Below are 19860 nucleotides of genomic sequence, written 5' to 3'. Positions count from 1 at the left end.
GGTCGTCTCCGCTCTGTCCACCGAAGCCGCCTCGGCCCATCTGGCCGAACAGCGCCTCAAAAAAGTCGCTGTTCATGCCGCTGAAGCCTCCCTGCGCTCCATTGAAATTGAAGTGGAAATTCTCGAAGCCCGGGCCGCCGGTGAACTGCTGCCCGTCCTTCCAGTTGGAGCCGAGCTGATCGTACATGCGGCGCTTTTCGTCGTCCTTGAGGACTTCGTAGGCTTCGTTGATTTCCTTGAACTTCTCCTCGGCGTTCTTGTCGCCGGGATTCAGGTCGGGATGATACTTGCGGGCGAGCTTCTTGTAAGCCTTGGAGATTTCGTCCTTGGATGCCGAACGCTCCACGCCCAGCAACTTATAGTAATCCTTGTAAGCCACACCCATATCATTAATCTCCTGTGATGCATCATTTTTCTGCATCGACATTCAGATAAGCACAAGCTGCGGCCAGTCAAGAGGAATTGTTTCTTATTTCAGCAAGAAAGCGGAAAATTCTTGAGCAGGAGCGCAAAAATCAAAGCTCCAGGGCCATGCCGGAAAAGAAAAATCAACCATCCAAGACGCTCCGGAATCGACCGGTGCCCCACCTGCCGATATCGGCGGGACGCCTGCCCCACAGACAAAAAACTTCAAGACGCCATGGCCCGTCTCCCCTGCCACGACATTTCCGAATATAGTTCTCAACTATAAGAAAAAAAAGACTTTTTTCTTTTTTCCAGAGACACGCTGAAAGCAGGCAAAGGCATCCTTCCGCTTTTCTCCAAAAGACCTTTTCCGAGGGCAGATGCCGCCTCCGCTGCAAAGCGCTCCTTATTAAAGGAAAAAGACCCGCGCGGGCGAAACATCGCACGCACGGGCCCATGGTTGCATAACAGCACGAAGACGTATCGAAGAGGAAGGTCAGCATCCCGAGCCGATCCCGGCAGGAACGGGAAAAACCGTCCTCATCCCGGCGCAGCCTGCGCCCGGTCTTCTGGTCAGGCCTAGCCGCTGCTCATCACTTTTCTGACCAGAATGCGCTGATTCGGATACAGCGGCGTGTCCGGGGTGAGCAGCGTGTCCCCGCAGGCCACGATGGCCGTTCCCTGACGGAGCCCCAGCGTCTTCAGCAGGATGCCTACGTTCTTGGCTTTCACCCTGGGCACGTCCACCAGCGTTTCTTCCGGCTGGCACGCCACATGCACAACCTTGGCTGGCCAGGGCTCTCCCTCGGCCGGACGGCGGGCATCAAGCAGGGAAGCACGGCCTTCCGGAGTCATGAGTTCCGGGTCGCGGTACGGACAGCGGCCGGGGCAGCGATCGTCGGAGCAACGGCCGAAAGGTTCGGGTTTGCGATCAATCATGGCCTACTTCACCGTCAGCACGACAAACCCCTTCTTGCCGTACTTGAGCGTATATTCTCCGGCAGGCAGAGCGGTGAGTCCGTCGGTGAGCTTTTCGCCGTTCACCTTGAGAGAACCGGCGGCAATCTTGCGCTTGGCCTCGCCGCGGGAGGGAACAAGACCGGTGGCGGCAAGAATGGCTACGGGAGAGCAGTCGTCCTCGGCGGAGTTCACGCTCCAGGTGATGGCATCTTCAGGAATGCCACCCTTTCTGAACACGTTGTTGAACTCCTCGCGGGCGGCGCGGGCGGCCTCATCGCCGTGGTAGCGGGCCACGATTTCCATGGCAAGCTCTTCCTTCACCAGCTTGGGATGAAGGGAACCGGCTTCCACGCGGGCCTTCATGTCGGCGATCTCTTCAAGGGACTTCACGGAAATGAGCTCGTACCAGTTCCACATGAGCTCGTCGGAAATGGACATGGCCTTGCCGAACTGGTCGGAGGGCGATTCCATGACGCCTATGTAGTTGCCGTAGGACTTGGACATCTTGCGCTCGCCGTCAAGTCCCACAAGAAGAGGCATGGTCAGAGCACACTGGGATTCCAGGCCGTAGTGGCCCTGAAGCGTGCGTCCCATGAGCAGGTTGAAAATCTGGTCGGTGCCGCCCATTTCCACGTCGGTATGCAGCATGACGGAGTCATATGCCTGAAGCAGCGGATACATGAACTCATGAATGGCGATGGGCGAATTTTCGCGGTAGCGCTTGGCAAAGTCGTCGCGTTCCATCATGCGAGCCACGGTGCAGTTCGACATGAGGCGCAGAAAATCGGCGGGCGTGAGCCTGTCGCCCCATTCGGAATTGAACCTCACGGCGGTCTTTTCAGGATCGAGGATCTTGAACACCTGCTCCTTGTAGGTTTCGGCATTTCTCTTCACGTCTTCCTCGGTCAGCGGGGGACGGGTCTTGGACTTGCCGGAAGGATCGCCGATGCGGCCGGTGAAGTCGCCGATAAGGAAGGTGACGTTATGTCCCAGCTCCTGGAACTGACGCATCTTGTGGATGACCACGGTATGTCCGAGATGCAGGTCGGGCGCTGTGGGATCGAAACCGACCTTGATGTTCAAAGGCTTGTCGCGGGAAAGCTTCTTGCGAAGATCCTCTTCGCTCACAAGGTCCACAATGCCGCGACGTATGATCTTCACCTGTTCGTCAATGGTCATCTCTGTATTGCTCCTGCCGTGTAGCGGCGCTGAATGATAAAGGTTTCCGCCCTGCCGGACAGGTGCCGGAAATACGGGCAGGCAGGCATTCTCTCAGGGTTGGGCAGCTCTGTCAACGGCAGTGCCCGAGTCTCCGAAACCGTACCGACGGCTTTTTGCGTAAAGATGAGCTTCCGACCTCCTTTACCTCTTGACACCATGAAAGAACGGATTAAAAATAGCTCATATTTCTCAGGGCGGGGTGAAAGTCCCCACCGGCGGTGATCCGGCCAAGGCCGGAAGCCCGCGGGCGAAGCTTCACGGGAAGATTCGCAGATCCGGTGCAAATCCGGAGCCGACGGTAACAGTCCGGACGAAAGAGAATGGATCCCAGGCCTTCCTGCGAAGGCACCCCCTCTCCTCTCTCCCAGCGCCTTATGCCGCCCTGATGCCGGATATTCTCCAAAAGGAGTTTGTCATGCGTCAGCCTTCCATCCTTGAATCCTTCGGAACTCCCCGCGAACGTGTCGAACGTGCCATTGCCTCCCTCAAAAGCGGCAACGGTGTGCTCATCGTCGATGACGAAGACCGCGAAAACGAAGGCGATCTCATTTACGCCGCCGAAACGCTCACGCCCGCGCAGATGGCCCTGCTCATCCGCGAGTGCAGCGGCATCGTCTGCCTCTGCCTGACCGACGAAAAGGCCAATGCTCTTGATCTGCCGCCCATGGTGCAGAACAACACCAACAAGAATCATACCGCCTTTACCGTGACCATAGAGGCCGCAAAGGGCGTGACCACCGGCGTTTCCGCCGCCGACCGCGTCACGACCGTCAAGGCTGCCATAGCTCCCGATGCCAAGCCCACCGATCTGAACCGTCCCGGCCACGTGTTCCCCCTGCGCGCCAGGCCCAACGGCGTTCTGGAACGCCGCGGACACACCGAAGTGACCGTTGATCTGTGCCGCATGGCCGGATTCGCCCCGGCCGGCGTTCTGTGCGAACTCACGCTGGAAAACGGCACCATGGCCAGACTGCCTGAAGTTGCGGAATTTGCCCGAGCCCACAACATGCCGCTTGCCACCGTGGACGACGTGGCCCAGTACCGCATGGAAATGGAAGGCAGCAAATAGGCGTTCTTTTCTCCCATGACAGACAAAGCCCCCGACTCTTTGGCAACCGGGGGCTTTTTTTATGAAAGTTTCTGTGCGTGACGCCGCTCCTCCGCTGCTTGCCAGCCTCAGCGACAAAAAGAGAGACTGAGCACGACCGTCATGCACGGCAGAGAGAAAAAACGTCGACGCCGCTCCGCCCTTCGCCTCGTCCTACATCATGCGTCCCGCGGCTCCGTCCAGCGCCGCGCGCATGACCATGAAAAAACGGCCTTTGCGCGAACGGAAGGTCCGCCACGAAAACGGCAGTGCAAACAGCATGAAAGGCAGTGCGAAAGGATGCGCACGTCTGAGAAGGTAGAAACGGGCCCGGATGAAGTTCATGTCGTCACGCGGCGCAAGCTCTGGATCGTCGGTCACGCTCAAAAAAGGCGTAAGTCCCGCCGCAGAGCAGTCCATGCGCCGCACAATGGCCCCGGGAGCCCAGTTCAGGGCATAGCCGGCCTTTCGAGCCCGAAGCCCGTATTCCACGTCTTCGTAAAAGCCCACGAAGCGCTCGTCAAAAAGGCCGATATCTTCGGCCATGGCCCGAGTGATGAGACAGGAAGCGTCGGAAACGTAGTCCAGCCGGGACGCGATTTCCTTTCTGTCGGACAGGCCGTGTCGTTCAAGTCCCTTGTCCAGAGGAATCTGATCCCCGGTCCAGCGACTCCAGCGACCGCCCGCAGCACATTCCAGCACGTCGGAATCCTTGACGAGCTGCGTAGAGCCTACCATGCCTATGGGCTTTCCGGCGTCGTCATCGTCCAGATGCCGCAAAAGCGCCGCCAATGCGAAGGATTCAGGTCTTGCGTCGTTGCGCAGCAGCCAGAAGGCATGACAGTCTCTGTCATACAGAAGAAAACGCATGCCCGCGTTCATGGCACCGCCTATGCTTTCCGGCTCCTCCCGGCGAAGCAGGACCATCTGTGCCGCGGAAGTGTCGGAGCCGTAAACCTCCACGGGTTCGGGCAGTCCGTTTCTTGCGGCAAGCTTGCTCCACTCTTCCAGAATGCGGTCGGCCACCTCATTGTCGGAGCCGTTGTCGCATACCACGATGCGACGGGGCAGCCCGCTCTGGGCATGCACGCAGGCAAGACATTCCAGCGTATTCTTCCAGTCATTGTACGTCAGAATGATGACGCCGACTTCCGTGTGCTCCATGATGCTCACCTCTCGGCCGATCGCCGAAAAAACTTTTCTTCAAAATCATACTATGGCCTGCCGTCCATATTCCGTCAAGATAAAGCCCCGTCGCCGTCTCCGTAATGCCGCCGTATGAAATCCACTACCTGTCTTTCCGCAGGACTGAGCGCGGAGCTTTCCAGATGAATCAGATAATGCGACGAAGGCATGAGGTGCATTCCCTCGACGGGAAGCGCTCGAATGAGCCCGTTGGTCACATACCAGCTGTAGGCGGACATCTTGTGCAGAAAGCATCCCGCCGCATCGTTCTGCGCCACCATCTGCATGATGTTCTCCCGGCTGTTCACATAGACATACTGTGTGATTCCGATGACCTCAAAAATCTTTTTCTGAAAGAGCTGATTCCTTTTAAGCATCTGATTGGAATAGGTGGCCAGCTTGAGCGTGGAGCAGTCCTGCACGGTCAGGCTCTCCTTGCAGGCCAGAGGATGACGGCTTGAAATGAAGACATAATACTCGTCTTCCAGGAGCGGTCCGCTGACACAGCCCATTTCCCTGTACTGCGCCATGAGCTTGTCCGCCTCCCCTTCCGAAAAGGCGGTAACCCCCACATGCGCCCTGCCCTGCTGCAAAAACGAGCTGAGTTCGTATACCACGGATTCATGAAGCACCACATCAACCAGAGGAAGAGCCTGCTTCATGGAAGAAAATACGTGCTCGGTCAAATAGTTGCAGGCCGAAGGTATGGCCACCACCGGCACGAATACGGGCTCCGTGCCTCCGGCGTCCGGTCTTTTCCACGACGCTATCTTTGCCGTCAGTTCGGCAAGCAGACTTTTGCAGTCATCATAAATGCGTACCCCCCAGGCCCCCTGCGACTGCGCACAAGAAGCTGTACGTCCAGTTCCTCTTCCAGAGAGCGAATGGCATTGGTCAGCGCAGGCTGCGTGATGTTCAGCTTCTGCGCCGCCTTGTTGAAGGAGTGCGACTCCACGACCTGAACGAAATATTGAAGCTGTTCCAGACGCATGAGACTCCGGCACGAATAGGTTATAAAAAAATTTATAGCCAACTTATAAAAAAAAGAAATTATACACAAGAGGCGTCATCCTGTATGCCGATATCATGAAAGGAGCGTGTGAGTTCCTCTGCGTTCCACGATATCATCACAGGAGAAACGCCATGAAACAGCCTTCCAACGATGACTTCAGGCACATCCTGCACATTGTCATCTTCTTTCTTCTCACCTTCGGCATCGGTTTTCTTCCGCCCGTAGGCATTACCGCCATGGGCATGAACATTCTCGGCGTCTTTCTCGGCATGCTTTACGGGTGGACCTTCATCGGCTTCGCCTGGCCAAGCATGATATGCCTCGTCGCGCTCGGCTTCACCGGCTACGCCGATCCCGGCAGGATCATCAGCAGCGCATTCGGCAACCCGGCAGTACTGTTCACTATTTTCGTCCTTGCCTTTACGACCTACTGCGACAAGAGCGGCATCAACACCGTCATGGCAAAATGGTGCCTGAGCCGTCGCATCTTTGCCGGTCATCCCTGGCTGTTCACCGCCTCCGTTCTCACGGGCACGCTCGTCATCGGCTTTCTGGTGGACGGCGTTCCCGCAGCCTTCCTCATTGCGGGCATACTCTATTCCATGTTCCGCGACATCGACATGAAGCAGGGCGACAACTATCCCGCCTATCTGCTGGCGGGCGTCTACATGGCGGGTGTGCTTTCCTTCGCCTGCAAGCCCTGGGCCGGTCAGAACCTCATGGGAATCACCGCCCTTGCCGACATCTCCGGCGACACGGCCGTCATAGACAATCTCAGTCTCATTGCCATAGCCATGCCTGTGAGCATCGCCACGCTGCTGCTCTATACCCTCATCGTTCGCTTCGTCTTCCGCCCCGACATCTCCAGGCTCGCCAGCCTTACCCCGGAATATCTTGATTCCATAAGCGCACAGATCCGAGTCGGCAGAAAGCAGGGCATCGCCGCCGCTGCCCTCGTCATCTTCCTCATCGTCATGTTCCTGCCCAACGTGCTGCCTGCAGGTTCCACGGCCGCTGCCTTCTTCGGCAAGTTCAACATGGTGGTGGCCATGGTGGTCATACTCGGCGTGCTTTCCTTCATACGCGTGGACGGCGAACCGGTCTTTGACTTTCATGACTGCTCCTCAGGCATCAACTGGAACGTCATATGGATGCTCGCCGCATCCATGCCCGTTTCCGCAGCGCTCAGCAGCGACGGCGCGGGGCTCAGCCGCGTGCTCAGCGACATTCTCCAGAGCTTCGTCAGCGACGGCAGCATTCTCCTCTTCCTCATCGGCTTCATGATTTTCATCAACGTGATGACGCAGTTCACCCACAACGTCACCATCGTGCTCATCGCCGTGCCCATCATCTGGAACCTCGGACAGAGCACGGGCATCAATCCCGCCGGATTCTCCATTCTCATGCTTCTTGCCGCAGGCGCCGCCTACGCCACGCCCGCAGCCTCCACCGTGGGTGCACTTTCCTTTGCCAACGGCGAATGGGTCGGCGTGCGCCGCGCCTTCAAGGCCGGAATATCCGGCTGCGTGGCGGCCATTTTCTGCATGCTCGTTCTCGGTCTGCCTCTGGTTTCGGCCATCATAGGACTCTAAAAACTTCCCTCCGAGGAGGACATCTCATGGTCATTGATTTTCGCGTACGCGCTCCCTTTGCCGCCTATAAGAACAATTTTTTCACCACGGAAAGCCTGGATCACCTGAACAGCGAAAGCATGCTTCGCGTGGACGCTCCCGTATCCGCCTCCGCCCGTCAGTACTCCATGCCTCTGCTTCTTCAGGAGGCTGATGAGGCAGGCATCGACAAGCTGGTCGTGCCCGTCCGCAAGGCCACGGACGGCAGAAACGAAGATCTGGAAGCGCTCATTGCGCAGTATCCCGACCGGCTCATCGGCCTTGCAGGCATAGACGCCCACGACATTCCTGCCGCCATTGCCGAAACGGAACGCTTTGTCGTAAACGGCAAATGCACCGGCATCGTCATGGAACCCGGGCAGGACAAGACGCCCTGGTTCGTGAACTCCGCCTGGGCCTTCCCTCTGTACGACTACTGCCAGGAGAACCGCATTCCCCTGGTGTTCACCTTCGGCGGCATTATGACCCGTTCCCTGCGCTACTACGCGCCCGAACTCATCGACGACGTGGCCGCGGCCTTTCCCCGTCTGAACATCGCTCTCATGCACGGCGGCTGGCCCTACGTTTCGGAAGTGTGCCAGATAGCCCTGAACCGCCGCAACGTGTACCTCGCTCCCGACTTCTACATGCTCCGCTCTCCGGGCATGGACGAATACGCCATGGCCGCCAACTACCTTCTGCGCGAGCGCGTCATCTTCTCTTCCGCCTATCCCATCATGCCGCTCAAGGGCGCCAGGGAAGGCTACCTCCAGCAGCTGCGCGACGAGGTAAAGCCGCTCGTCATGGGCGAAAACGCGGCCCGATTCCTGGGCCTGTAATTCAGGAGAGCACACATGGCAAACGCATCCGTCTTTACATGGATGAAGTGGCTCGCCACCATCCTGCTGCCCCTCGGCATACAGTGCATTCCCGCCGGTGAGACCTTTACCGTTCCCATGAGGGAATTTCTGGTCTCCACCATCTTCGTCATCTTCCTTGCGGCGTTCGAGCTGCTGCCCAACATGCTGGTCGGCCTGCTTTTGCCCGTGGCCTACGTGATCACCGGAACCGTGCCCACGCAGACCGCCCTCGGCATATGGTCGGGCAACTTCATGATGTTCATGATCGTGGGCGGCATGATCTTTGCCAACGCGCTCGATGAAAGCGGACTTCTGAACCGCATCGTCCTGTGGGCAGGAACCAAATGCCGCGGCAGTCTGCTCAAGCTGCTCATGGCGCTCATGGTGGCGGGACTCGTGGTCATGCTCGTGTCCTTCACCAACGGCTGGATGGTGACCATCGTGCTCTGCTACGGCGTGGTCAAGGCTCTCAGGCTGGAGAACACCAATGAGGGCATACTCATCATGATCGTGGCCCAGATAGTATCCACGGCAGCCCTCAACTTCATTTACAGCCCCGTCACTGTCGGACTGTGGGGCGGCGGCGTGCAGATGGTGGTCAAGGACTTCGACATGACCTGGTGGACGCTCACCGTCTACAACCTGCCCTTCATCGTCATGCAGTTCATCATCGTGCTCATCTTCTACAAGCTCTACAGGCCCGCAAAGGTGCTCAAGGGCGGCGCACAGTATTTCGAAGAGGAATACGCAAAGCTCGGAAAGCTCACCGGCAGGGAAAAGAAGGCCATAATCCTCACCGTTCTGCTTTTCGCCTACATCATAGCCCAGCCATGGCACAAGCTGGACATCAATTACGGCTTCATCATCATTCCCATGCTGTTCTTCCTGCCCGGCATAGACGTGGCCACAAAAAAATCACTGGACAACGTCAACTTCGGGTTCATCGTCTTCATCGCCTCGTGCATGAGCATAGGCGGCGTGGGCGCGGCCGTGAACATAGGCCCCGCCATCAGCACCTACGTCACGCCCATGCTTCACGGATGCCCCATTCCCCTCTTCCTGTTCCTGTGCATCATCTTCGGCATTATCATGAATATTCTCATGACGCCTTCGGCCATGCAGGGAATGTTCCCCGGCCCTCTGGCCGCGCTCGGCACTGGGCTCGGCATCTCCTATCCCCTGCTTCCCTTCATGTGCATGTTCTTTGCCAACGACATGGTCTTCTTCCCCTATGAAAACGCCTATCTTCTGGTGCTCTACGGGTTCGGCGTCATGACCATGAAGGACTTCATGAAGTACAACGTCATCAAAATGGTCATTACCCTCATCCTGTTCTGGGTACTGGTGCTGCCCTTCTGGTACATGACTGGCCTGATATGACCCCTGCGGAGCGCCCCGGTCTTTTCCCCTGCAGGCCCGGGCGCCCCTTCTCCTGTTCTCCGGCACGAGCGCCCCGCCCTCACGTTAACCGAAACGGATTTCCCCGCTCCAACACAAGGAGTCTCTCATGAAAATCATTGATGTCCGTATGCGTCCTCCGTTCAAGCCCTATACAGGCAAAGGCAACATGTTCGACATGGAGCTGGACAATCCCTTTGCTCTCAAGAACTTCTACAAGAACTTCGGCATGAAGCTTTCCGACTCCATGCGCGAGGCCTCCATGGAAAAGCTGTTTGAGGAAATGGACCGTGCAGGCGAGATGACCGGCGTCGTCTCCATCCGCAGGAATGCGAACGGCTATGAGAACGATGCCCTTCTGGATCTTCTCAAGACCTATCCCGACCGTTTTCTCGGAGCCTGCGGCATCCATCCCGACAGCAGCCGGGAGACTCTGGACACGCTGCAGAAATACGTGCTCGACGGTCCCTGCGTCACGGCCTTCATGGAACCCGGCTATCACGGTGTCATGATGGACGACAGGAGCCTCTTTCCCACCTACGAATTCTGCGAAAAGAACCACATTCCGCTGCTCATATCCTTCGGCGGATTCCACGGCCCCACGGATGAGTTCTGCAAGCCCATCCATGCGGGAAACGTGGCAGAGGCCTTCCCTGAGCTGAAAATGGCGCTCTGCCATGCCTGCTGGCCCTGGGTTGAAGCCGCCGTCTGGCTGGCATTCCGCCACCCCAACGTATACCTCTCGCCCGACATCTACGCCCTTCATGCCGCAGGAGCCCAGTCCTACATCGAAGCGGCCAACTACATGCTGCGCGACAAGATTCTCTACGGCTCCGCCTACCCCTGCGTGGACGTGGAAAGCTCCGTGGCCATGTATCTTGAAAAGCTTCGCCCCGAAGTGGTGGAAAACATCATGCATAAAAACGCCGAAACCTTCTTCGGCCTGAACTGATCGAACGTCTGTCCTGAGATACGATGAAGCGCCGTCGGTTGTTGAACCGACGGCGCTTCTTTTTCCAGAGCCCCCCATGGAAAGTATGACCGGCCGCGGTGGAAAGCATTCGCTCTCCCGGCCCGTACAGCTCTCGTCAGCCCGGTACTCCTTCCGAAAACTCTCCCCCGTCGGAAGAAGGGCCGCCGCCTCAGAAACACGGGCCGCAAAACGCCGGGGCGTCGCCCGTACGAAGTGCTTTTTTCCATCCGGCAGCACTCAGACGTCAGAACGCCCGGCATTCCCTCGATGAGCGGGAACGCCGGGCGTCTGAAGTCAGAGCAGCGTCAGCTTACAGAAGATGTGCGCGCAGATCCGCGCCGTCACGGGGGGACAGCAGCGCGGGAGCAATGTCGAATACCGTTCTTGCGCCGGTTTCACCCTTCTGAGACAGCTTCCAGGCGGCACGGGCATAGGCGGCCAGCACGCTGGAAGTAAACTCGGGATTGGACCCGAGCTTCAGGGAATATTCGATGACGTGCTTGGTTTCTCCGTTCTGACCGGTGCAGCCGGTACGGATGACGAAACCGCCATGAGGAATACCCTTGTGATCGCGGTCAAGCTCTTCCTGCGTGATGAAGGTTACCGTGGTGTCGTATTCGTCGAAATAGTTGGGCATGGTCTTGATTTCATGCTCAATGGCGGCCTTGTCCGCACCTTCGGCAGCCACCACGTAGCATTCGCGGGTATGCTTCTGACGGGTGGTAAGCTCGGGGTTGCTGCCGCTGCGCACAGCATCCATGGCCGCAGGAACGGGAACGGTGTACTGACGGGCATCAAGCACGCCCTTGATGCGGCGAATGGCGTCGGAGTGGCCCTGGCTCACGCCGCGGCCCCAGAAGGTATAGTCATGCCCGTCGGGCAGAATGCAGTTGGCGTACAGGCGGTTCAGGGAGAACATTCCGGGGTCCCAGCCGACGGAAATGATGCCTATGGTTCCGGCCTTGCGGGCGGCCTCATCGACGGCGGCAAAATGTGCGGGAATATGAGCATGGGTGTCAAAGCTGTCCACCACGTTGAACATGGCGGCGAGAGCCGGAGTCTGCTCGGGCAGATCGGTCGCACTGCCGCCGCAGAGAATCATGACGTCTATGCGGCCCTTCCAGTCGGCCACATCGGCGAGACGGCACACCGGCACGCCTTCGGTAAGAATCTTGAGCGTGGAAGGATCACGACGAGTGAACACTGCCGCCAGTTCCTGGTCGGGATTGGCAGCCACGGCCAGTTCAACGCCACGGCCGAGGTTGCCGTAGCCCACAATGCCGATTCTGATCTTGGACATAAAAAAGACTCCGAAATGAAGATGTCGTTGATTTTTCTGAAAGATAAAAAATTGGCCCGGAAAGTCAAGAAAAATGACATTTTTGAAAAGGTTTGTACTGTACTGATATTTTTTTGTTATTGATATTACATTTTTGTAAAAATAATCATAAACATTCATTTTTTCTTCTTCATAACACCTTATTTACTCTATTTATTCACTGATAACATTCATGATATCCATGCAATATTACCTTTTTTAAAAACAAATAATACCTTTATAACATAATTTATAAAAAGCATTTTTTCTGATTTATTTTTAATTAAAAACAAACATAAAAAAATATTATATCACTGTAAATAATATACTGATTTTATTTTTCTTCACACTCTCAGCCATAAAATTTCACGGCAAGCGCCTTTAATACTTTTTTGTTTTATGCAAACGACGAACGTCAAGCTGGCTTTTTTCCCATGCCTGAGGCACAATCGCCTCATCTCGTCCTTACAGGAAAAAACCATGTTCTACGCCTCCCGACTCCCCTCGCCGCTCGGACAGCTTACTCTTGCCAGCGACGGCAGCCAGATTGTCGGTCTCTGGATTGAGGGACAAAAGTACTTTCCACGATCGCTCACGACTACTCCCCCCGTCCCCTGCAACGAGCTGCCCGTTCTTGCTCAGGCCAGTCTCTGGCTTGATCGGTATTTTTCCGGCGAGCGTCCATCACCTTCCGAACTGCCTCTCGCCCCTGCGGGAAGTGCGTTCCGGCAGTTCATCTGGCAGGAACTCTGCCGCATTCCCTACGGCGAAACCGTCACATACAAGGCGCTCGCCGCGCTTGCCGCCAGCGCCTTCCATAAAAAAAGCATGTCCGCTCAGGCCGTAGGCGGAGCCGTAGGACACAATCCCATTTCCATCATCATTCCCTGTCACCGGGTTGTGGGAACAAACGGCAGTCTCACAGGGTATGCCGGAGGCCTCGACAAAAAAATCCGCCTTCTGAAGCTGGAAGGCGTGAACACGAAAGCTTTTCATGTTCCAGCCGGTTCCCGGCAATCTTCTTCGGCAGGCTCCCTCTCATAATTTCTGCAAAGACAAAAGCCCCTGGCAGAAAACGCAGGTATAACGGAGCAAAGCGCAAAGGCCAGATCGAAAAAACGCAGTCGGCACCGCAGCCGGAAAAATTTTCCGGATGATGCAACAACAGGCAAAAAAAAGACCGCCCGATGCTTTTGCATCAGAACGGCCTTTTCTTCTCTCACAAGCGTGAGAAAGCCTCCGTCATCAGAGAGAATACCAGTCTGTTATAAGTTCCCGACACACGCTTTCCATGAACTCTATCTGAGAAACCGGGCAGGCCTCGTCCACCTGATGGGCCATGGAACTGTCGCCGGGGCCGAAGATCACCACGGGCACTTCGGGCAGTCTGGTCCGAAGCGCTGCGGCATCGGTAAAGAACTGCACGGTAGCCACCTGCGCAGGCTTGCCGGAAAGCTTTTCATACAGAGCATACACGCTCTTCAGCCACGGATGTTCCGGGTCGGTCCACACCGGCGGAATATCCAGCGTGGTTTCCATGGCTATGCCGTCTCCGCAGATTTCCCGTATCTGTTCGCGCATCTTCTCATGGTCCATGCCGGGCACCGACCGGATATCCATGGTCAGCACGGCCGAATCAGGAACGGAATTGCTGTTGAGTCCCGAATGCAGCGTGGACAGCACCGACGTGCCATGACCCATGAAGGGATGCGTTCCCACGGCCTCGAAATCAAGAAGACGCGTCGCGGCCGGAAGCAGTTTTGCAAGCGCGCTGTCGCCTTCCTCGGGCATGGAGGCATGAGACGTACGGCCGGACGTGGACAGGCGCAGCCACAGGGCTCCCTTGTGTCCTGCAAGAGGACGCGCCCCGGTAGGTTCTCCTACAACAACGGCCGCAATGTTCCGAAACTCCTCTTCCGGCATGTGGAACGAGCCGAGACAGCCCCGTTCCTCTCCGCCGTAAAGATGGAGAACCAGATCCCGGTCATGGATACGTGGAGCCATGGCAAGCGCCGCAGCCAGCATGACGGCGGCACCGCTTTTCATGTCACAGGAACCGCGGCCGTACAGGCAGCCGTCGATGATCTCCCCGGAAAAGGGATCATGCTTCCACGGTTTGGTTCCAAGAGGCACCGTATCCACATGACCGGCCAGACAAAGGGCGCCGCCGCTGCACTCGGGATGAAGGTGCGCAGACAGGCTGCACTTGCCGGGATCGCCGTCGTCGTATCTGTCGAGGCAGACGGTGAACCCCGCCTGCTTCAGCCATTCCGCCACCTGCTCAAGCAGCGCGGACTCATTGCTGCCGCTCGTTACGGTGTCGCAGCCAACCATCCACCGGGCCAGGCCCGTTCCGCTGAAATCATTCATGCCGCTCATCCGAAATATGCCTTCTTCACTTCTTCACTCTGTTTCAGCTCTTCCGCCGTTCCCTCGGCTACCACGCGGCCCTGGGCGAGCACATAGCCGTAATGGGCTATGGCCAGCGTCTGCCTTACGTTCTGCTCCACCAGAAATACGGCTATGCCGTCTTCGCAAATCTGCCGAATGACGCGAAAGTTGTCATTGACCAGCGCGGGAGACAAACCCAGGGAAGGTTCATCGATAACAAGCAGCTTGGGTTCATTCATGAGACCGCGCCCGATGGACACCATGGCCTGCTCGCCGCCGGACATGGTGCCCGCAAACTGCTCACGACGTTCGAGAAGACGGGGGAAAATGCGGTACACCCGCTCCAGACGCTGACGAATCTTGTCCCTGTCCTTTTCCATGTAGGCCCCCATGAGAAGGTTTTCCTCCACGGTCATTTTGGAAAAGATGCGCCGGCCTTCGGGAATGCAGCTGATGCCGCGTGCCGCTATTTTGTGAGGCGGCAGCCCGGAAATCTCCATGCCGTTGAACACCACGCTGCCCTTTCTCGGCGGCGTAAGTCCGAGCACTGCCCGCAGAAGCGTGGTCTTGCCCGCACCGTTGGAACCCAGAAGTCCGGTTATGCGACCTGCACAGATTTCCATGTTCACGCCGCAGATGACGTCGGCCTTTCCGTAGGCCACATAAAGATTTTCTATTCTGAGAGGGGAAAAAGCAACAGCCATCTACACTACCTCCGTTCCCAGATAGGCCTGCTGCACCACAGGGTTGGACGTTACCTCATCATAGCTTCCCTCGCAGAGCTTGCGGCCGAAGTTCAGCACGATGCAACGGGTGGAAATTCTCTTGATGACGCTCATCTCGTGCTCAATGAGGATGATGGACGGCCTGTTGCCTTCAAATTCCATGGCTACAAGTTCATCCATAAGCTGCCTGGTTTCATCCTGCGTCATGCCTGCCGAGGGTTCGTCCAGGAGCAGCAGTCTGGGACGCCCCGTAAGAGCGCGGCAAATTTCCACACGGCGACGGTCGATCATGCTCAGCTCTCCCACGGGCTTTCTGATCTTGTCGGCAAGCGTGGGGTTCAGGGCCTTCAGCATCAGGCGTATGCGCGCCTCATCGTCCCGGCATTCCTGAAAGAACGCCTTCCTGCGGATGACGTTGTGCCAGAACCCCAGATTGAGGTTCTTGCTGTTGCCCATCATGACATTGTCGAACACCGTGAGCTCAAGGCACAGCCGCGAACGCTGGAACGTACGAGCTATGCCCGCCCGGCAGATTTCCTGAGGAGTCTTGGCGGTAATATCCTGCCCGTCAAAAACAATGCGGCCCTCGCTGGGCGTATAAATACCCGTGAGAACGTTGAAAAACGTAGTCTTGCCGGAACCGTTCGGGCCGACGAGACCTATCACATCGCCTTCCTCCACATGCACGTCAAGCTTGTTGAGGGCAGCAAGACCGCCGAAACGCATGGTAAGACCGGTACACGAAAGCAGACTCATGCCACATCCTCCGAAGTAACAACGCGTGTTCTGCGGGGCAGAAGACCCATGGGCCGGTACACGATCATGAGCAGAACAAGCAGGGAATACAAGAGGTAGCGGTATTCCTGAATGAACTGAAGCTTCTCAGGCAGAACAACCATGATGGACGTCGCCAGAAGGACGCCCCAGCAGTTGCCCATGCCGCCGAGCAGAAGAATGGAAAGAAACAGGAGCGAATCGGAAAACGTGAAGTTTGCCGGGCTGATGTAGGCAAGCATCATGGCATAGAGGGCCCCGGCCATGCCCATGAGCACGTTGCCCATGGTAAAGGCCGTCACCTTCCAGCGTACGATGTTGATGCCGAAACAGGCCGATGCCGTTTCATCAAGACGCACGGCATCCATGGCAAGCCCCATCCAGGACCGCTCCACACGGCGGACCATGATGAACACAATCGCCAGGAACACCAGAATGAAAAGATCATAGCGCAGATAGAACGAACCGGTGATCGAGCCCCATTCCACATCGCTGCCGAAATCCACCCCGAACAGGGAAAACGAAGGAACGGCAATACCCTGCGGGCCGCCGAAGCTTTCGTTGACTTCCAGAAACACATTGAAAAGAAGCGCAAAGGCCATGGTCACCAGCGCGGAATAGTGACCGGACGTCCTCAGCACAGGAAGCAGAAGCACGCATCCCACAAGACCGGCCATGACGCCACCGAGAATGAACGCGGCAAAAGGCGGCACCAGCCCCTGATTGAGCAGCATGCCCGCAGTGTAGCCGCCCACACCAAAAAAGGATGCGGCACTGAAGTTGATGACGCCCGTATAGCCCAGCTGAACGTTCAGACCGAGAACGGCAATGGTGTAGCAGAAAATGGTTCCTACGAGGAAGAGACAATAATGATTGTCACGGAAGAAAAACAGCAGAATAAGCGCGGCAATGAAGACCAGACTGGCCCACAGCCGTTCGTGATGAGACACGGCGGTGATAACCTTTTCATACACGCCCATGCGCACCATGATCCACAGAAGAACGGCGCCCCCTACCATGTAGGAGCCGATGACGGTTTCATCTTCCGCCAGCAGAAACACCACGGAAAACACCAGCAGTGCCATGGCGGAAAGCAGGCAGACGAAGATTTCTCTTGAGCGATCCATATTCATACCCTCTGACTTGAACGTTCCGCCAGAAAACCGGTGGGGCGTATTGCCATGAGCACAATGACGACGGCAAACGCGAACACGTCCTTATAGGCGCTGGAGAACGGCAGTGCCACAGCACCTATGGTCTGGAGAAAGGCGAACACAAAACCGCCGATGATGGCGCCGTAGATATTGCCGAGACCTCCGATGACTGCCGCACTGAAGCCGATGGCTCCAAGAAGCACGCCCATGCTGAAGTTGATTTCATTGTAATAGATGCCGTTCATGAGTCCGGCAAACGCGGCCACTCCAGAACCGAGCGCAAAGGTAAGCAGCACAATAAAGGAGAAATTCACGCCCATGAGCTGAGCGGCCTCGGAATCCTGCGCTACGGCACGAACAGCCATGCCGAGCTTCGTCTTGTTGATGAGCAGATGAATACCACCGATGAGCAGCAGTCCGCCGACAAACAGAAGCACACTGTCGAGTCGTACGGTCACGCCGCCCAGCACCCAGGATGTATCGGGCAGAAGTTTGGGAAACGGCTGAGGATTGGAGCCGTCAGGGTAAAACAGACGTATGGCTTCGCGCAGTACGGTGCCCAGCATCATGGTGGCAAGCAGCGTATTCAGGGGCGGCGAGGAACGAAGACGCATGATAAGCCCGCGGGCAAGAACCACGCCCAGAAGGCATACGGCAAGCAGACTGGCCAGAACCACCCACAGACAAACCCATACGGTATCTATGTCAGGATACACGGACTGCAGCCAGACGTACGTTCCCAGACCGGCAAACGCACCGACCATGACCGTATCGCCATGAGAAAAAACAATAATGTCCAATACGCCGAAAAACAGTGTAAAGCCGACAGCCACCAGAGCGTACATCATGCCGAGCATGAGTCCGTTCATGATGAACTGCGCCAGCAGAACGCCATCCATAAAACCATATCCTTTTAATGAAGCATTGCATCAGGCCGGCCGGAGGCATCCGCCATCAGGCCGGCCCTTGAAACTATTTGTTGAGCTTTTTCAAGGCACGTTCTCCAGAACAGTACTTGCTGTCTTCCCAGAAGATCCACTGTCCGTCCTGAACGATGTACTTGCTCACGGCAGGTTCGATGTTCTGGCCGTGATCGTCATACGTCACCTTGCCGACCAGAGTATCGGCAGACTTGATGTTCTGCAGGTAGCTGATGATCTTCTTATGATTGGGCCCTTCGGCCTCAATGGCATCAAGCAGCTGCACCATGGCGGCATAGGCAAAGGGACCGTAGGCTTCGGCATCCTGTTCGTAGCCGTGCTTCTTGTAGCTGGCCGTGAACGCCGCACCACCGGGAAGCTTTTCCAGAGGAGAACCTTCAATGAAGCTCATGCAGCCTTCCGCGGCCTCATCGCCCACACCGTGAATGAAGGCGTCGGACTTGATGCCGGAAACCCCCTGGAACTGAATGTCGGTCATGCCGAGTTTGACCATCTGAGCACGGACGCGCACACCCGTGGGAACCAGGCTGGCGAAATACAGAACCTGAGGATCAAGAGCCTTGATCTTGGTCAGCTCTGCAGTGAAGTCCTGCTGATTGGAAGTCACACCGAACTCGCCCACGATTTCCCCGCCGTTTTCCTTCACGAACTTGCTGAAGTAGGAAGCGTGTCCCTTGCCGTAGTCGGTCGTATCGTGGATGATGGCGAACTTCTTGTAGCCGAGACCGGTCATGAACTTGGCGGCTACTTCGTTCTGGTTGATCATCGTTCCGGGAATACGGAAGATTTCCTTATAGTTGTTTCCGTAGGTAATGTCGGGATGCACGGCTCCCCAGATGATGGCCGGCATGCCGAAACGATGGAAAATGTCCACAGTGCTCAGCGCCACGGCAGAAACGTAATGCGCCACAACGCCGGCGACCTTGCGGTCCGAGGCCAACTTTGTCACAACCTGTACGCCCACGTTGGGTTTGCCTTCGTCATCCAGCACCACAAGTTCATAGTGATACTTGCTGTTGGGATCCGCGTTTCTTTCCTGCACGGCGAGATCAGCCGAGTTTCTTCCTCCCATGCCGAGAGAACTGAGGCCGCCGGTAAGAGGACCTACAAAGCCTACCTTGACCGTCTCCTTGGCGTAGGCCGAAGAAAATTCTCCTCCGGTCACGACCAGCAGACCGGTACAAAGACAAAGCAGAGAGTGCTTGAAAAACGAGAGACCGTTCATATGGCAATGTCCTTTCCTGTTAGAAGTGATTGAAACACCTTCTTCTCAAGCAAGAACCGTGCCATTTATTATAACTTTTTGTTTTTATTATATTTTATATTTTTTCATGTAAAAATTCCCCTAATGTCGACACATTTATGAATTTAAGAAACACTGCTTATCTGACATATTGGTTAAGAGGCAGATTGTTTGAAAAATACCGAATGACGCGGCCTGATCGGGCCGGGCGCTCCCGCAGACGTCATGCAGGAAAAGTCGGACTCCTCGGGGTATTATAAAAATTATAAATAATTAAAATATGTTAAATAAAACAATCGCCGCCGGCGACAACCTGCGGTCTGCAAGATCAATAGAACCTGTTTGTCTTTCAAAAATGTATCACTCTGCAGAGCGTCTCTCTTCCACATCATTCTGATTCAAATGCCCATGGACTTTCTACTCTATGACATACCATGGTTCCCTGCGCTGTTCGTCAAGCCGCAGCGTATCGGCACAGTGCCGAGCAAAATACGACGAATGACAAGGCTGAAACTTCTAACAAACACCTAGGTTCAGGACTCATTAAATATAAAAGATGACAATGGCAGCGAGACAAATGGCCGAAAAGAACGTGTGTGCACA

General features: G+C 56.2%; 19 protein-coding genes and 1 riboswitch. Of the genes, 6 read left to right on the top strand and 13 right to left on the bottom strand.

The window, feature by feature from the left end; translation table 11 throughout:
- From Q0J81_RS06875 to tyrS, 3 genes are all read right to left on the bottom strand, one after another.
- On the bottom strand, positions 1-385 hold a 385-nt coding region (locus Q0J81_RS06875), incomplete at its 3' end, for a DnaJ domain-containing protein (protein ID WP_294446780.1).
- 599 nt (positions 386-984) lie between these two features.
- Positions 985-1344 carry a hypothetical protein gene (locus Q0J81_RS06870; RefSeq protein WP_294446779.1) on the bottom strand — a complete coding sequence of 120 codons (360 nt, stop codon included), beginning with the start codon at positions 1342-1344 and terminating at the stop codon, positions 985-987.
- A 3-nt stretch (positions 1345-1347) separates the two neighbouring features.
- Entirely contained in the window at positions 1348-2544 is a 1197-nt protein-coding gene (tyrS, locus tag Q0J81_RS06865; protein WP_294446778.1) for a tyrosine--tRNA ligase, read from the bottom strand.
- Between the two features lie 223 nt (positions 2545-2767).
- A riboswitch (FMN riboswitch) is annotated at positions 2768-2912 on the top strand.
- A gap of 89 nt (positions 2913-3001) precedes the next feature.
- Between tyrS and ribB the strand changes: the two genes are divergently transcribed.
- Positions 3002-3655, top strand: coding sequence for a 3,4-dihydroxy-2-butanone-4-phosphate synthase (gene ribB, locus Q0J81_RS06860; RefSeq protein ID WP_294446777.1), 654 nt, complete (start codon positions 3002-3004; stop codon positions 3653-3655).
- A gap of 192 nt (positions 3656-3847) precedes the next feature.
- On the opposite strand, the gene Q0J81_RS06855 is transcribed toward ribB, so the two are convergent.
- The 3 genes from Q0J81_RS06855 to Q0J81_RS06845 all read right to left on the bottom strand — a co-directional run bounded on the left by Q0J81_RS06855 (position 3848) and on the right by Q0J81_RS06845 (position 5849).
- Positions 3848-4837 carry a glycosyltransferase family 2 protein gene (locus Q0J81_RS06855; RefSeq protein WP_294446776.1) on the bottom strand — a complete coding sequence of 330 codons (990 nt, stop codon included), beginning with the start codon at positions 4835-4837 and terminating at the stop codon, positions 3848-3850.
- Between the two features lie 74 nt (positions 4838-4911).
- Complete coding sequence (locus Q0J81_RS06850; RefSeq protein ID WP_294446775.1) at positions 4912-5580, bottom strand: substrate-binding domain-containing protein; 669 nt, start codon at positions 5578-5580, stop codon at positions 4912-4914.
- A 56-nt stretch (positions 5581-5636) separates the two neighbouring features.
- Positions 5637-5849, bottom strand: a complete 213-nt coding sequence (locus Q0J81_RS06845) for a LysR family transcriptional regulator (RefSeq protein WP_294446774.1) — start codon at positions 5847-5849, stop codon at positions 5637-5639.
- Positions 5850-6001: 152 nt separating this feature from the next.
- Here Q0J81_RS06845 and Q0J81_RS06840 point away from each other — a divergent pair, with 152 nt between their 5' ends.
- The 4 genes from Q0J81_RS06840 (at position 6002) to Q0J81_RS06825 (ending at position 10690) form a co-directional block, all read left to right on the top strand.
- Positions 6002-7462 (top strand): SLC13 family permease, encoded by a 1461-nt coding sequence (locus Q0J81_RS06840; RefSeq protein ID WP_294446773.1) that lies wholly within the window; start codon positions 6002-6004, stop codon positions 7460-7462.
- 26 nt (positions 7463-7488) lie between these two features.
- Positions 7489-8319: an amidohydrolase family protein gene (locus tag Q0J81_RS06835; RefSeq protein WP_294446772.1), complete on the top strand. Its 831-nt coding sequence runs from the start codon at positions 7489-7491 to the stop codon at positions 8317-8319.
- 15 nt (positions 8320-8334) lie between these two features.
- Positions 8335-9720, top strand: a complete 1386-nt coding sequence (locus Q0J81_RS06830) for an SLC13 family permease (RefSeq protein ID WP_294446771.1) — start codon at positions 8335-8337, stop codon at positions 9718-9720.
- A gap of 127 nt (positions 9721-9847) precedes the next feature.
- Positions 9848-10690, top strand: coding sequence for an amidohydrolase family protein (locus Q0J81_RS06825; protein WP_294446770.1), 843 nt, complete (start codon positions 9848-9850; stop codon positions 10688-10690).
- Between the two features lie 331 nt (positions 10691-11021).
- On the opposite strand, the gene Q0J81_RS06820 is transcribed toward Q0J81_RS06825, so the two are convergent.
- Positions 11022-12011: a diaminopimelate dehydrogenase gene (locus tag Q0J81_RS06820; RefSeq protein WP_294446767.1), complete on the bottom strand. Its 990-nt coding sequence runs from the start codon at positions 12009-12011 to the stop codon at positions 11022-11024.
- A 498-nt stretch (positions 12012-12509) separates the two neighbouring features.
- Between Q0J81_RS06820 and Q0J81_RS06815 the strand changes: the two genes are divergently transcribed.
- Positions 12510-13073 carry a methylated-DNA--[protein]-cysteine S-methyltransferase gene (locus Q0J81_RS06815; RefSeq protein WP_294446765.1) on the top strand — a complete coding sequence of 188 codons (564 nt, stop codon included), beginning with the start codon at positions 12510-12512 and terminating at the stop codon, positions 13071-13073.
- A 201-nt stretch (positions 13074-13274) separates the two neighbouring features.
- On the opposite strand, the gene Q0J81_RS06810 is transcribed toward Q0J81_RS06815, so the two are convergent.
- From Q0J81_RS06810 to Q0J81_RS06785, 6 genes are all read right to left on the bottom strand, one after another.
- On the bottom strand, positions 13275-14399 hold the full coding sequence (locus Q0J81_RS06810; protein WP_294446764.1) for a M20/M25/M40 family metallo-hydrolase: 1125 nt from the start codon (positions 14397-14399) through the stop codon (positions 13275-13277).
- A gap of 5 nt (positions 14400-14404) precedes the next feature.
- Complete coding sequence (locus Q0J81_RS06805) at positions 14405-15124, bottom strand: ABC transporter ATP-binding protein (protein WP_294446762.1); 720 nt, start codon at positions 15122-15124, stop codon at positions 14405-14407.
- Positions 15125-15901, bottom strand: a complete 777-nt coding sequence (locus Q0J81_RS06800) for an ABC transporter ATP-binding protein (protein ID WP_294446761.1) — start codon at positions 15899-15901, stop codon at positions 15125-15127. It lies immediately after the preceding gene.
- Positions 15898-17046 (bottom strand): branched-chain amino acid ABC transporter permease, encoded by a 1149-nt coding sequence (locus tag Q0J81_RS06795; protein ID WP_294446760.1) that lies wholly within the window; start codon positions 17044-17046, stop codon positions 15898-15900. The genes Q0J81_RS06800 and Q0J81_RS06795 overlap by 4 nt, the downstream gene beginning before the upstream one ends.
- A 2-nt stretch (positions 17047-17048) precedes the next feature.
- Positions 17049-17972 carry a branched-chain amino acid ABC transporter permease gene (locus Q0J81_RS06790; RefSeq protein WP_294446758.1) on the bottom strand — a complete coding sequence of 308 codons (924 nt, stop codon included), beginning with the start codon at positions 17970-17972 and terminating at the stop codon, positions 17049-17051.
- Between the two features lie 73 nt (positions 17973-18045).
- Complete coding sequence (locus Q0J81_RS06785; protein WP_294446757.1) at positions 18046-19239, bottom strand: branched-chain amino acid ABC transporter substrate-binding protein; 1194 nt, start codon at positions 19237-19239, stop codon at positions 18046-18048.
- Positions 19240-19860: the final 621 nt, after the last annotated feature.

It is taken from the genome of uncultured Mailhella sp. (assembly GCF_944324575.1).
GTDB lineage: Bacteria > Desulfobacterota > Desulfovibrionia > Desulfovibrionales > Desulfovibrionaceae > Mailhella.
Note: the sequence above shows the minus strand (reverse complement) of the source record. Positions and strands in the feature narration are given on the sequence as shown.